Raw genomic sequence first — 13,881 nt, 5'->3', positions numbered from 1 at the left:
TGCAGGACCGCTCACGTTTTACTTCAGCCTATTGTTATTGATACTTGGTTTTTTATTTCTCTCTACTATTTTTAGATGAAATTTTATGCCTAAGAGATCGATTTCATGCCAGATATTGTTTGCTAAATGTTAACAATGACCTGTGAATAATGTGGCTATTTGTAATGTTGGGTTTCTGCCTAAATTTAGAGCATTTTTCTGCTTTTATTGGTGCATAGCGCACAAAAATAGGTTGATATGAAAATGGTTAAATACTTGTTAATGCATTTTTATTCGCCAGATATGCGTTTAATTAACATTTTCATGGCGGAATATACTTTAATTGTTGCTTTTTTGTGTGATTTTTGCCAAATTGTGTCCGCATTAAAATTTCAGAGCATTATTCTGAATTTGAACGGATTCATTCAGGTGATGAATAGCGCCCTAGGTGGGCGAGATTCAATACCACACAGACAAGGTAGTAGAGGTCTGAAATGTCACTATTAGAAGTGAAAAACCTTCGTATTGAGTATCCATCCCGACACGGTGTTCACGCAGCCGTGAAATCTCTTTCGTTCCAAATTGAACGTGGTGAGATTGTGGGTGTTGTCGGCGAATCAGGTGCGGGTAAATCCACCGTTGGTAACGCTGTTATTGATTTGCTTAGTCCTCCGGGACGCGTTGCCAGTGGCGACGTATTTCTGGATGGAGAAAAGATTTCCGGTTTATCTCCGGAAGCGATGCGTAAGGTTCGTGGTTCGAAGATAGGCTTTATTTTCCAAGACCCAATGACCTCTCTTAACCCTTTGTTTACGGTTGAGCAGCAGCTTAAAGAAACCATTCATGCCAACATGAAAGTGTCGGATGAAGAGGCTTATCAACGTGCGCTTTCTCTGATGCAGCAAGTGGGCATCCCTCAACCGGAAAACCGTCTCAAACAATATCCTCACCAATTCTCAGGTGGTATGCGTCAGCGTGTGGTTATTGCCATCGCGCTAGCAGGTGAACCTGATTTGATCATTGCCGATGAGCCAACGACGGCATTGGACGTTTCCATCCAAGACCAAATCCTTAGCCTGATTCGTGAGTTGTGCATCAAAAACAACGTAGGTTGTATGTTGGTGACGCACGATATGGGTGTGGTTTCGAACGTTACTGACCGTGTGGCAGTTATGTATCGTGGTGACCTGGTTGAATTTGGTCCGACTGCAAAAGTGCTGGGCAACCCTGATCACCCATATACTCGCAGCTTGATCTCAGCGGTTCCTCGCTCAGACAGAAAGCTCGATCGCTTCCCTCTGGTAAGTTACATCGAAGAAGCGACAGAAATGAAGTCGCTAGACATTAAGAATCACTGGTTAGGACAAAGTCAGGATCAACGTGAGTACACAGGTCCGTTGTTGGACGTGAAAAACGTAAACCTAAGATTCGTAACCAAAGACTCTCTGTTTGAAAGCCGCCGTGAGTACGTACAAGCGTCGAATAATGTCAGCTTTGAAGTTCATGAAGGTGAAACTTTTGGTTTGGTGGGTGAATCTGGCTCTGGTAAGTCGACAATCGCACGTGTGATCGCAGGCTTGTATGAACCAAACTCTGGTCAGGTAAAATTTGAAGGCCTGGACCTGACTGCAATGAAGTCAGAAAAAGAGCGTCGCCCAGTTCGTCGTCAAATGCAGATGGTATTCCAGAACCCTTACACGTCGATGAACCCTCGTATGAAGGTGGCGGATATCATTGCCGAGCCTATTCGTTTCCATAAGCTAACTAAGAACGAATCAGAAACACGCCAAATCGTGAATGACTTGCTTGATCACGTTGGTTTGGGTCGTATGGCTGGTCTTAAATATCCACACGAATTCTCAGGTGGTCAGCGTCAGCGTATTTCTATTGCGCGTGCACTGGCAACCAGGCCCCGTCTTTTGATCTGTGACGAACCAACATCAGCGTTGGATGTTTCGGTACAGGCACAGATCCTTAACTTGCTGAAAGATCTGCAAAGTGAGCTGAACTTGACTATGTTGTTTATCAGTCACGACTTACCGGTAATTCGTCAGATGTGTGACCGAGTCGGTGTAATGCAGATGGGTACGCTACTTGAAGTGGCACCAACTGAGCAGTTGTTTACCGATCCTCAGCATGAATACAGTAAGAAACTGATCTCTCTGATGCCAGAATTTACTGGGCTAAGAGAAGAGATTAAATCGGCATAAACCAAGTTTTTTGCTTGGCTGATCTTGAAATAAAAACAGACGCAAACACAACAAGGGACTTTGATCCCAGCATGAAGGAGTTATGCAAATGAAAACCATGAAAAGCAAATTAGCAGTGGCGCTAATCGCTGCGGGACTAAGTTTTAACTCGTTGGCAGCAGACATTAAAGTTGGCTACGCTGCTGACCCTGTATCGCTTGACCCGCACGAGCAGCTATCTGGTGGTACACTGCAAATGTCACACATGGTATTTGACCCACTAGTTCGTTTCACTCAGGAAATGGATTTTGAACCTCGCCTAGCAGAAAGCTGGGAGCGTATTAACGATACGACAGTGCGCTTCAAACTACGTGAAGGTGTGAAATTCCACTCTGGTAACACAATGACTGCAGATGACGTTGTATGGACATTCGAACGTCTGCAAAACTCTCCAGACTTTAAAGCTATCTTCGACCCATACGAAAAAATCGTTAAAGTTGATGACAATACGGTTGATCTTGTGACTAAAGGTCCATACCCACTTGTTCTACAAACTGCAACGTACATCTTCCCAATGGACAGCAAGTTCTACACTGGTAAGACTGAAGACGGCAAAGACAAATCTGAGCTAGTGAAGCACGGTAACTCATTTGCATCAACTCACGTTTCTGGTACTGGTCCATTCATCGTGACATCACGTGAGCAGGGCGTAAAAGTAGAATTTGAACGCTTCAAAGACTACTGGGACAAAGAGTCAAAAGGTAACGTTGATAAGCTAACGCTAGTACCGATCAAAGAAGATGCGACTCGTGTTGCAGCACTACTTTCTGGCGGCGTAGATATGATTCACCCAGTTGCGCCAAACGATCACCAACGTGTGAAAGATGCTGAAGGTATCGATCTGGTAACTCTGCCTGGTACTCGTATCATCACGCTACAAATGAACCAAAACAGCAACGAAGCGTTGAAAGACGTTCGTGTTCGTCAGGCGATTGTGCATGCCATCAACAACGAAGGCATCGTGAAGAAAATCATGAAAGGCTTCGCAACGGCAGCTGGTCAGCAAAGCCCAGCAGGTTACGTTGGTCATAACGACAAGTTAGTTCCTCGCTACGATCTGAAGAAAGCAAAAGAGCTGATGAAAGAAGCGGGCTACGAAGACGGCTTGACGCTAACGATGATTGCGCCAAACAACCGTTACGTGAACGATGCAAAAGTTGCACAAGCAGCGGCGGCTATGTTGTCTAAGATCGGTATCAAGGTTGATCTGAAGACAATGCCTAAAGCGCAATACTGGCCTGAGTTTGATTTATGTTCTGCTGACATGCTGATGATCGGCTGGCACTCAGATACTGAAGATTCTGCAAACTTCAACGAATTCCTAACCATGACTCGTAACGAAGAGACAGGCCGTGGTCAGTACAACTGTGGTCACTACTCAAACCCAGAAATGGACAAAGTAGTAGAAGCAGCTAACGTTGAAACAGACCCAGCGAAACGTGCAGAAATGCTACAAGGTGTAGAAGCAACGCTATACAACGACGCAGCATTCGTACCGCTACACTGGCAAAGTGAAGCGTGGGGCGCGAAGTCTAACGTGAAAGCAGCAGACATCGTGAACCCAATGGTTATGCCTTACTTTGGCGACCTAGTGGTTGAATAATCACATTGAGTAGTGCTTAGGAGGGAATTCGTTCCCTCCTGAATGAGCCCCATAACAAGTGAATTATTGTGGGGCTCAATACCAGGCTCAGTTTTATTTCAGTCGGACTGAGCTCGTTTTAAAGACTGAATTTTCTCTCTAAATTTAGAGATCTATGGATAGTTAAGGGGCAAGGAATGTTTTCGTTTCTGGTCAAGCGCCTGTTTCAGGCACTGATAGTGATGTTTGTGATCAGTTTGGTGGCGTTTGCCATTCAGGACAACCTGGGTGACCCGCTGCGTGAGCTTGTAGGTCAATCGGTTTCGGAGTCGGAGCGTCAAGCGCTGCGTGATGAACTGGGCCTGAACGATCCCTTTATCACAAAGTACACTCGCTTTGTTGGTAATGCACTGCAAGGTGATTTAGGTACTTCATACTTTTTCAAGCGCCCAGCGGTTGATGTCATTCTTGACAAGCTGGTGGCGACGCTAGAGCTCGTGTTTGGCGCGACGCTCATTATTATTGCTTTCTCAATACCACTTGGGGTGTACTCCGCGATTCACCCAAAAAGTATCTTTACCAAATTTGTTATGGCGATGAGTAGTGTCGGCATTTCGATTCCGGTTTTCCTGACCGCAATCATGCTGATGTACGTCTTCTCCATTGAGCTCGGTTGGCTGCCTTCCTACGGGCGGGGTGAAACATCGAACCTTCTTGGTTGGGAATCTGGCTTCTTTACCATTGATGGTATCAAGCACCTGATCCTGCCATGTATTGCGCTGGCTTCTATCATGTTGCCGCTGTTCATTCGTCTGGTTCGTTCAGAAATGCTGGAAGTATTGAGCTCTGAGTACATCAAGTTCGCAAAAGCGAAAGGCTTGAACTTACAAAAAATCTATTACCAACATGCACTGAAAAATACCATGCTGCCAGTACTGACAGTGGGTGGTGTGCAAATTGGTACTATGGTGGCATACACCATCCTAACCGAAACTGTATTCCAATGGCCGGGTACGGGTTTCCTTTTCCTAGAGGCGATTAACCGTGTAGATACACCGCTAATCACTGCCTACGTTATCTTTGTTGGTCTGATTTTCGTGGTAACCAATACCATCGTTGACTTGCTGTACGGCATCATCAACCCAACTGTGAACCTAACTGGAAAAGGAGCTTAATCATGAGCCAATCAAATGCAGCGGCAGCTCCTTCTGCATGGGAGCGCTTTAAAAACTCGGACTTTTTGTATTACTTTAAGCGTGACAAAGTTGCGATGGCGAGTTTTACGGTATTCATGGTCTTTTTGGTGCTGGCACTTGCTGCGCCTATTCTGGCACCAACCGATCCGTATGACTTAACGTCTATCGACATTATGGACTCGGAACTTCCTCCTTCATGGATGGAAGACGGCGATGAGCGCTTTGTTTTGGGTACCGATGAGCAAGGTCGTGACATTTTATCGACGATTCTTTACGGTTCTCGCTTATCTTTGACCATCGGTTTTCTGGCAGTGGGTCTGCAGCTGATTCTTGGGATCATCATTGGTCTGTCAGCAGGCTACTTCGGCGGCCGTATTGACAGCTTCCTAATGCGTTTTGCAGATGTTCAGCTTTCGTTCTCAACCATGATGGTGGCTATCATCGTTTCGGCGATTTTCAAAGCCAGCTTTGGTAGTGACTTCTATAGCCAATATGCGGTGGTCATGCTGGTGGTGATCATCGGTGTGGCAGAATGGCCACAGTACGCACGTACTATCCGTGCATCGGTTCTGGCTGAGAAGAAGAAAGAGTACGTAGAAGCAGCACGTGTAATGGGCTTTAAAGCACCACGTATTATGTTCCGTCATATTCTGCCTAACTGTTTGTCACCAATCTTGGTTATCTCGACAGTTCAGGTCGCAAACGCGATCATGTCGGAAGCGGCGCTGTCATTCCTTGGCTTAGGTCTGCCAGTGGATCAGCCATCTCTGGGTGCATTGATCAGTATCGGCTTTAACTACATCTTCTCTGGCGCTTGGTGGATTACTGCTTTCCCTGGCATTGTGTTGGTGACATTGGTACTGGTCATCAACCTATTGGGTGACTGGTTACGTGATGTATTTAACCCGAAACTGTATAAAGGTTAAGAATCTAAACATTAAGTGTTGTTAAATCACTTAATTCCTTCCTAAACTAAGAGCCGGATGAATTTCCGGCTCTTTTTTTGCTAGTTATTCCTTGTTCACCGATTTTTGGCGGTCTTTCGCCATAATGACCTTACCCACTAGTTTAGAATGAAGCGTATGGAATTGAAGAAGGCACAACACTCATCTCGACATATCCAATTAAGCCTCAGCCTAGGTTTAGTCTTGGGTTGCGCTCAGTTTTCTCCAGCCGTGTTGGCTGAAGAATTTCTTTGTCAGGCGACTCAGGCCAGCGCCAAAGAGTTACCAAGGCTTGAGCAAACTTGCCCTATCGGAACCGGAGTATGGGGAAAGAAAGTGCCGCAGGGTGGCAGTGATTTTTACTGGATTCAATGTGGTTTGCTGCCTAAGCCGATGCCACTGGCCAAATCCAAGCCCCTCTATAATCAAATTACCACGGATGTTTGGATGAAATCTGAACCTAACGGCTATCGATGTCTGATTGGTCCGTATACCGATCCCGTGAAAGCCGCGGCTGATTTACGTGGAGTGAAAACTTTACCGAACTATAGAGAAGCGTTTATTCGTGTGGTTGGCAAAGGTGGGTCCTCAGCTTCGAAACAACCCAAAGCAGTGAAGAAGGCAATGGTTGGGACAACACCAACGGCTCCGAATGTGCGACCTAACACTGATGCGTTTAAACCTTCAACTACGGCTTCTCAACCAAAGCCTGTCGCAGCTAAACACGTTGACGCGAAACCCGTCGCTAAAGCTCAGCAAGAAAAGAGAATCTCCAATCAAGATGGCATTGTTGTTCGCTTAAAAACAGCACTTCAGGGCAAAACTTATGTCGTGCCATATCTGATAGAGAATAATAACCAGTTCTACATGGAATATGGCAAACCATGGAACCGACTCAACTATAAAAGCGCAACACAGATTTGCCAGCAATTGGGGATGTCGTTGTCAGGCTCGGACGAGTTCAAGACCTTGAGATCTTCCGGAGTGATGGAAAAAAATAACTGGCCGCTACAACTCCCGTATTGGGGCAAAGGTAAGAAAGGTTTGTTTACCGATCGCGAACCGAATCAATTAACCGGCACTTCGTTGCTGAATGTGATGTGTGTGAAGTGATCTTGCGAACTAAAGAAATAGCCCCGTTATCCGGGGCTATTTTGTTTTTACGATTACTCGTTGTCGCCAGAACCAGTCCAAGTTACATTGAACTTAACAGCTTCAATGTAAGCTCCCTGGCTCTCTTTGACTTTACCTACAAAGCTGTAAACGTTGCCTACAGTTAATGCTGGTAAGTCGAAATCGATGGCTGCGTGAGTGATATTGTTTTCAACTTTGTTGTAGCACTCAAAACCACCCGCGTAAGCATCGACAGAATCGACACCATAACCCAGTCCTTCCCCTGTGAACGTCATACTACGGTAAAACTCACTCACGTCAGCACAGGTAAAGTCTTGATTATCAAACTCTAGAATTAGGTTCGCATCCATTGAGCCGTTATCACCGGTGTTGCTATTTTCTAGCAATGATACAGACGCTTTACCCGTTGCATATTCACCTTCAACTGCAGTTGGTAGCGTCATTGGGAACATACGGTTATCAGAGATATCGTCTGACTGAATCTGGATACGTGCTTCAGCATCGGCTTTTACACTGAACAGTGTGTAGATTTCTGTTTCGCCGCTTTCAGGGAAATACCAGTACAGCGTTTTCGCACCTTGTGAAATTTCATCAGCATCTTTTATGGTCAGTTCAGCCCGTTCTGTACCTTCATCACCAACAAAAGATGCAAGGATTTTATCTTCTTGTGCTTCATAACTACCAAAGTAGAAGCTATTTGTTCCACTAGTAATTTCGCTACATTCTGTCAGGTTGCTCAGAGTGCGTGTGTTACCACTGACTTCACCATTGTTAAAGCTCAATGTGTCACACCAGACACGAGAATAGTTAAAGCTCTCAGTTTCTGTGCCACTACCGTATTCAAGACGGTACCAAGTTTTGCCTTCCAGTGGGTGTAGTGTTGGCTCAACCACCGTTCCCTCTGCGATTTTCGGTAGCGCAAAGGTAACTAAAGCGTCTTCAGAATTCACCCCGTCGTTCGCGTACACATAAATATGCTCAGCACCTGCATTGGCAACATATGGCACTAGGCCGTCGAATGAAATCGTACCGCTGTCATCGATAAGTACCTGGAAGCCTGTGTCTACACCACCATTTTTGCTCAGTGAGGTTTCCACTTTGTATGTAATTACATCTGAGTCAGCATCGGTAAACAGCGCTGAAATATTAAGGGTGTCTTGTGGTTGCTCGCCTTTCACCCACTGCCAGCCGTTCACTTCTGCTTGAAGGTCTGTTTTTGTGGTGTCATTGACTGTTGGCGCTGTATTTGGCGTTTCAATAGTCACTGTCAAGGTCGCAGGGTAAGAGAGTGAGCCTTTCGCATCTTCAGCAAAGATTTGGTAGATAAACTCGCCAGCCGCTTTTGGTGTACCCGTGATCATGCCAAGGTCATCAATATCGATACCATTTTTTTCACCGCCAATAGCGCTCATGGTGAAAGTCAGTGCATCGCCTTCCGCATCGCTGAAGTAATCAGCGGCATTAATTGCGGAGAATGTATCACCAAGTTGAATGGTAACAGGTTGTAGATCGGTCTCTACCACAGGACGGCTGTTCTGCACTACAGTGACGTCACCATCGCTAGGTACATTAACCACTGGGGCGAAGTTATCAATATCTTCAGGTGTGGTACTGCTGATAATCTCTTGTGCTTTTTCCGCCACTTTAGTCGTAATTTCTAGCTGCTTTTCAACAGGTTGATCTTGGTGGTCAACTAGCGTTTCACCAATTACTTTTAGTGCTTTAGCATCTTTCGAGGTTTCTGCGCTAGCGATATAATCACCGAAAATCATCTCAGCGCTCGCGGTTAAGCCCGATTGTGTTACGGCAGCAACAACCTCATCAGCTGCCACTTGTTTCGCTTCCACCACATCTAGAGCTGAGTCACTGGCTAGCTGCGTCTTAACCTTTTCAATTACCATATTGGTCATTGGGTTGACGATCACCTGGTCACCATCACTTGAAGGAGAAGCAAGTTCGAAGTCAGACGCGATAATACCACGGTCTTTGTCGATGGTTTTTCCTGCGATTGCTTTGATACAAACATCCATACCCGCATAGTCAGCTTTACTGATGGTTGCTTGACCATTTTCATCGGTTACTTCATCAGTATTGAATTCACAACCATTGCTTAGGTTACCGTCTTTATCTACCCAGACTTCAGCGTTTTGTAGGTATCCATCAATAGCTGTGATAATCAAGCCGCCCGGAGTTGGTGGTGTGCCGCTGTCGGATGAGCCTCCCTCAGAGCCTCCACATCCAGTAAGGGCGATAGCCACTGACGCTGCTAGTAAACTAAGTTTTTTCATGTGTTTCTACATCCTTTCTTTGAATTAAACTCTCATCACTCTGAGGGAATAAGTTTTTGTTTGTGAACATTTTTTAGGTACAGGTGGGTGATTTGTATCAGTGAATATGGCGACATTTCAAGGTACGAAAAACAGCGAAAAAACCGTAAAAAATGTTTTGTTTTTTTTATCAATAACAGGGTTGGAATTGTGTAGCGCAACGCTATTATCTGCCGCAGAAAAAGGATAAAAAGGACAATAATAATGAAGACTTGCGTGGGTTTTGCGTTGATGTGTATGGCTTCGACAGCGGCAGCGAGCGAGATGGAAGATCGGTATGGCTATTCGTACTTTACTCTCGGGTTAGAGAACGTAGTGTATGAGGAAACTGGCGTAGCAAGTTCCAGTGTGAACTTACTGAATCCGGTGATTAACTCTGGTGGCTTATACCGTATTAATGAAGACTTCGATTTTTCTATCGATGCACTTGCAACGTTCTCACCAGTTAATGGTGAGGAAGAGTGGCGTTGGAACGGCCAAGTTATTCAAAATAACGAAGCGGAGTACCTGAAAACTGCCACCAATATCCTACTGCACTATAAGCTGGATAATCGCTGGCGTTTGGTCGCTGGCCCTTCATTAATGTATCAAACGTTTACTCGTTTTAGTGTCAAAAACTATACCGAACAGGGTAATCAGTTCTTTAAGGGCACATGGGAGGAAACCAACACGAGTGTGTTTGCTGATATAGGACTGGCTTATGATGATGGCACGCTATTCGCCGATGATAAATGGCATGTTTCCGGTAAAGCCTTAATTGGTTTTCCTTTATATAGCAAAACCTCTTCTACTCAGTTTAGTGATGTCGATTTTGATAGCCACAGTATTCGTACCAGTTTGGAGGGTACGGTGAGCTATGAGGTTTTTGAAGGTTTGCACTTAGGTTGGTTTGCCTTAATTGGATTTGAAAAACGTCTGGAATCGGATTCCCACATTGTAAGTACCTCATACTGCAAGACTATGACCGATGGTATTTGTCAGGAGCAGGTGACTGAAAGTTACAAAGCCACACTGCCTGAATCCGAAATGCTGACATGGAGCACAGGCTTACAAGCACTTTGGAAATTCTGAGTGTACTAATGGTGGGAGGTAGATTAGGTTTAATTTGAGCTCTCCCACTCATTGGGTTCAATGGGGATTAGCACGCAGATATTGGTTCAATGTCCACTTGCTTTTTTATTTCAATGCCAGACGTGATTGTAACCAACTGCGAGAGAATTTGAGATCTTTCTCAATCAAACTCGCACTGCACTCGAGCAGTTCGCTGATTTCTTGGCTTTTCATTCCCATCAAGTACTTGAGCTTTAAGGCGCTGGACTGGCGTGGGTAACGGATACTGAAGCTGTCTAGGGTTTTATCCATGATGATCAGTTGCTCGAAACGATCTTCTTCTTCGTTCATCACAGTGCAATGTTGTCGTTTCTGAGCTTGGTGTGAGCGTGCATGGTCGATGAGTATTTGGCGCATGACTTTAGCTACCATCAAAAAGAAATCACGTTTGGTTTTAATATCACGTCTGTTGTAGTTGGATATTTTTAGGTAGGCATCGTGAATCAATGCCGTGGTGCTGTTGACGCTATCGATTAACACTTTATTTTCAGGGCCGTATTTTTCTGCGTTTCTCTTTCGCTCTTGCTGGGAAATCTTGCGCAATTGCAGGTAGGCGAACTGATACAACTCACTTTCGGCTTGTTTGTTGCCGGATTGCCATTGATGAATAATTTGAGTCAGTGCGTTGGGTTTTGTCATCGTTATACATCCTTATTTACTTTGACAAATTCAGAAATTGTGTGGGTTTCAATGCTGTCAGAACCATCTAGATTACGATGAACATCTTGTTGGTAGCGATATAAAATACCTTGCTCCCAAGCTTTCCCTGCAGGCAGATATTCCCAGGTTGTGTAGTTAATGTCTGTGAGCGCCTGAGACCAACGAACCATCACATTCATTTGTGCGAGGTCTGCTTTGGGAGTGGGGTTATCAATCCACCACATATCGCCATATTCCCAAGTAACGTCCACTGTGTATAAACTTGGGTTTGTTGGGCAGGTTTTGGTCGACAGTGGTAGGCTCAATACTTGCTGGTGGCTTATTAGTAGGCAGGATTGCGTTATGGTTTGACCGTGATATTGAGTCTGCTGCCAGATACCATGATAATTAATATAATGGTCATCCGACTGTGGGTAAGTAAACCACAGTATTTCGGCGCGATTACTGTGTTGAATATATTCGCTGAACCCCAAGCCTTGTACTTTCTCCATTAATAGTTTGGTACGTGAGTCGAAGTTCATGGCTGCAGTACGGTATTCCCTGTCACCGTTATCATCAAAGTCTTCGATAGAGAATCCATTTAAATCGGCTCTTGTACAACCTGTTAGTGAGCAACCGACCAAGTTATGCCAATTAGAAAAGTGACTGAGTGGCTCGATGATGTCTTTGGCTACTTGGTGGTTGAGAGAGAGAAAACAGCCCTGAAAATGATCCCCTGTACTCGGATGCTGGATAAGAGCGTCGTCCGTAATGGTATATGTTATCTCAGTAAAGGGAGGGCGATATTCGGGGTAATTACGGTAGCGTAGATCATACGCACAGACGCGACCTTGCCAGTCTTTCTTTTTGATGATGATGTGTTTGAAGGTTGTGCCGCGTGGCTGGAAGATAATTTCATCGGATGTGAAGTGCTTTTCAATATAGGCCTGGCTCTCATTGAGACGCTCAATGGCGTCTTGACTGGAAAACCAATCAATATCTAGCATGTTCGCTGGATCATCTAAATAGCCCTGTTTGAGTTCGGGTATAAGTTGGTTTTGATTTGCGGTAGATGGTGCTGTGGCTAAAGCTGTCACTGCAGCACATGCCAATAACCCTAGTGTCACTAAACGTGTATCCATCCTGCTTCAGCCTCACTGCTCACTACTGTACTCAGATGTACAATTTGAAAGACACTTTGGTGCGCTGGTTAGGTGCTTCTCAGGTACAGGTGTCATTATCGCCAATATCATTTTCTGTTTTACCTGTTTGGGGATTTCTGGGTTGGCCAATATCCGCCTTCGTGTTAACTCCATCATGGCGTTTACAGGCATTTTCTCGATGTTCTGACCTTTTGCGTGGAAGATAAGACGGGTAAGCTCGTACATAATGCTTTCAGTTACTTTTTTCTCTTGTTGCAGCTGGATATTCTTTTGCATCATGGCGCCGCCAAAAAGCAAACCTGAGAGCACAATGAAAGTGGATAATACAGACGCGAGTGGTCGTCGCTGAACTAAGCGAAGCGCTCTATAAAAAGGCCAATGCATCTTCTGCTTGATAGGGCGACGTTCAAGGATTCGTTCTATCTCGGCTTTTAAGGCAGTGACGTTCTGGTAGCGCTGAGTCATGGCGTTGCACGTGGCACTTTTTATCACCCAATGTATATCCGACCAAATCGCTGGAGATGGAAACATTAAGGCGAGAATTTTACCCAAAGAATAAACATCACTTTGCTCGGTCAGACATTGTCCCGACTGTTGTTCCGGGCTGGCAAAGTGCTGGCTGAAAGCGATCAGCGTTGCCGGAGAGTCACCTCGATTCGAGTGTACTTTTTGAGTTAAGTTAAAATCGAGTAACTTAGGACGTAGGCAGCGGTCGATAAGAATATTTTCCGGTTTAAGGTCTGCATGTAAAACTTGATGTTGGTGAGCGTGTTCTATCGCTTGGCAAATCTGCTTAAACAGTAACAATTTCTCGTTTGTTTCCAATTCATTTTCGGACAGGTAGTTATTTAAGGTTTGGCCAAATACTCGTTCCATCACGATGTAAACCGAATCATTGTGCAAGCCGCCATCAAAGACTTTAGCGATGTAAGGATGGTTTAATCGAGCGAGAAGCTGGGCTTCATCGAATAGAGCACGTTGTCCTAGCACATTGCTCAAGTTGCTTTGAATCAATTTTATCGCGAGATCTTGTTCGAACGTTTCATCAGCACGTTCCGCTGCATAAACGACACCCATGCCACCACGACCCAATTCATGGGTTAAGCGGTATTTACTAATAACTTGTCCGCTAAGATCAATGTCCCGACTTGTTGCCTGCTGAGCGCCAAAATAAAGTAATTCAGTCAGGTGTTCTGCGGGTATCTCGTCCGATAAAAGAGGGATAAGCTGCTGAAAAAGCGTAGGTTGATTTTTTTGTAATGCTTGAAGGTATTGCTGCTTTTGAGAGTCATCCAGATCAAGCAGATGATAATAAACCTGGGTTTCGTTGTAACCTAACTGCACGGTGCCTAATGTCTTACTTTTTTAGGTGCGTCATTTTATATAAAAATTGGTATTAATTCATATGTTTATTGGCCTTTATAACAGTGTTAATTGTACAGTTTGGTTGTTATTTGATCGATAAGGGTCTGATTTTATGGATTATTTATACTAAGCTTGTGAGCAAGCCGTATATTGGCCATAATGTTACTAGTAACATTGCTGATAATTCACATAT

General features: G+C 44.8%; 10 protein-coding genes. 6 read left to right on the top strand and 4 right to left on the bottom strand.

The window, feature by feature from the left end; genetic code table 11:
• The first annotated feature begins 473 nt into the window (after positions 1 to 473).
• The 5 genes from L9Q40_RS17185 to L9Q40_RS17165 all read left to right on the top strand — a co-directional run bounded on the left by L9Q40_RS17185 (position 474) and on the right by L9Q40_RS17165 (position 7,063).
• Positions 474 to 2,189, top strand: a complete 1,716-nt coding sequence (locus L9Q40_RS17185; RefSeq protein WP_020336243.1) for an ABC transporter ATP-binding protein — start codon at positions 474 to 476, stop codon at positions 2,187 to 2,189.
• 88 nt (positions 2,190 to 2,277) lie between these two features.
• Positions 2,278 to 3,831: an ABC transporter substrate-binding protein gene (locus tag L9Q40_RS17180; protein WP_014230454.1), complete on the top strand. Its 1,554-nt coding sequence runs from the start codon at positions 2,278 to 2,280 to the stop codon at positions 3,829 to 3,831.
• A gap of 176 nt (positions 3,832 to 4,007) precedes the next feature.
• Positions 4,008 to 4,985, top strand: coding sequence for an ABC transporter permease (locus tag L9Q40_RS17175; protein ID WP_014230455.1), 978 nt, complete (start codon positions 4,008 to 4,010; stop codon positions 4,983 to 4,985).
• Between the two features lie 2 nt (positions 4,986 to 4,987).
• Positions 4,988 to 5,932: an ABC transporter permease gene (locus L9Q40_RS17170; RefSeq protein WP_014230456.1), complete on the top strand. Its 945-nt coding sequence runs from the start codon at positions 4,988 to 4,990 to the stop codon at positions 5,930 to 5,932.
• A gap of 156 nt (positions 5,933 to 6,088) precedes the next feature.
• Positions 6,089 to 7,063: an SPOR domain-containing protein gene (locus L9Q40_RS17165; RefSeq protein WP_498794053.1), complete on the top strand. Its 975-nt coding sequence runs from the start codon at positions 6,089 to 6,091 to the stop codon at positions 7,061 to 7,063.
• Positions 7,064 to 7,116: 53 nt separating this feature from the next.
• Here L9Q40_RS17165 and L9Q40_RS17160 read toward each other — a convergent pair whose 3' ends face one another.
• Entirely contained in the window at positions 7,117 to 9,372 is a 2,256-nt protein-coding gene (locus L9Q40_RS17160; protein ID WP_498794052.1) for a hypothetical protein, read from the bottom strand.
• 243 nt (positions 9,373 to 9,615) lie between these two features.
• On the opposite strand from L9Q40_RS17160, the gene L9Q40_RS17155 reads away from it, so the two are divergent.
• Entirely contained in the window at positions 9,616 to 10,482 is an 867-nt protein-coding gene (locus L9Q40_RS17155) for a hypothetical protein (protein WP_498794051.1), read from the top strand.
• A 105-nt stretch (positions 10,483 to 10,587) separates the two neighbouring features.
• Here L9Q40_RS17155 and L9Q40_RS17150 read toward each other — a convergent pair whose 3' ends face one another.
• Genes L9Q40_RS17150 through L9Q40_RS17140 form a run of 3 tightly spaced genes read right to left on the bottom strand, consistent with a single transcriptional unit; the run spans position 10,588 to position 13,667 of the window.
• A complete protein-coding gene (locus tag L9Q40_RS17150; RefSeq protein ID WP_065301803.1) occupies positions 10,588 to 11,160 on the bottom strand; it encodes an ECF-type sigma factor in 573 nt (190 codons plus the stop codon).
• 2 nt (positions 11,161 to 11,162) lie between these two features.
• Positions 11,163 to 12,302, bottom strand: a complete 1,140-nt coding sequence (locus L9Q40_RS17145; protein WP_498794050.1) for a chromosome partitioning protein ParA — start codon at positions 12,300 to 12,302, stop codon at positions 11,163 to 11,165.
• Between the two features lie 12 nt (positions 12,303 to 12,314).
• Entirely contained in the window at positions 12,315 to 13,667 is a 1,353-nt protein-coding gene (locus tag L9Q40_RS17140) for a serine/threonine-protein kinase (protein ID WP_498794049.1), read from the bottom strand.
• Positions 13,668 to 13,881 lie beyond the last annotated feature (214 nt).

Source organism: Allocatenococcus thiocycli (assembly GCF_921292965.1).
Taxonomy (GTDB): domain Bacteria; phylum Pseudomonadota; class Gammaproteobacteria; order Enterobacterales; family Vibrionaceae; genus Vibrio; species Vibrio natriegens.
Note: the sequence above shows the minus strand (reverse complement) of the source record. Positions and strands in the feature narration are given on the sequence as shown.

Bases quoted from the DNA above. Each gene is read 5' to 3' on its own strand.
- L9Q40_RS17185 (WP_020336243.1), top strand. From the start codon at position 474: ATGTCACTATTAGAAGTGAAAAACCTTCGTATTGAGTATCCATCCCGA.
- L9Q40_RS17180 (WP_014230454.1), top strand. From the start codon at position 2,278: ATGAAAACCATGAAAAGCAAATTAGCAGTGGCGCTAATCGCTGCGGGA.
- L9Q40_RS17175 (WP_014230455.1), top strand. From the start codon at position 4,008: ATGTTTTCGTTTCTGGTCAAGCGCCTGTTTCAGGCACTGATAGTGATG.
- L9Q40_RS17170 (WP_014230456.1), top strand. From the start codon at position 4,988: ATGAGCCAATCAAATGCAGCGGCAGCTCCTTCTGCATGGGAGCGCTTT.
- L9Q40_RS17165 (WP_498794053.1), top strand. From the start codon at position 6,089: ATGGAATTGAAGAAGGCACAACACTCATCTCGACATATCCAATTAAGC.
- L9Q40_RS17160 (WP_498794052.1), bottom strand. From the start codon at position 9,372: ATGAAAAAACTTAGTTTACTAGCAGCGTCAGTGGCTATCGCCCTTACT.
- L9Q40_RS17155 (WP_498794051.1), top strand. From the start codon at position 9,616: ATGAAGACTTGCGTGGGTTTTGCGTTGATGTGTATGGCTTCGACAGCG.
- L9Q40_RS17150 (WP_065301803.1), bottom strand. From the start codon at position 11,160: ATGACAAAACCCAACGCACTGACTCAAATTATTCATCAATGGCAATCC.
- L9Q40_RS17145 (WP_498794050.1), bottom strand. From the start codon at position 12,302: ATGGATACACGTTTAGTGACACTAGGGTTATTGGCATGTGCTGCAGTG.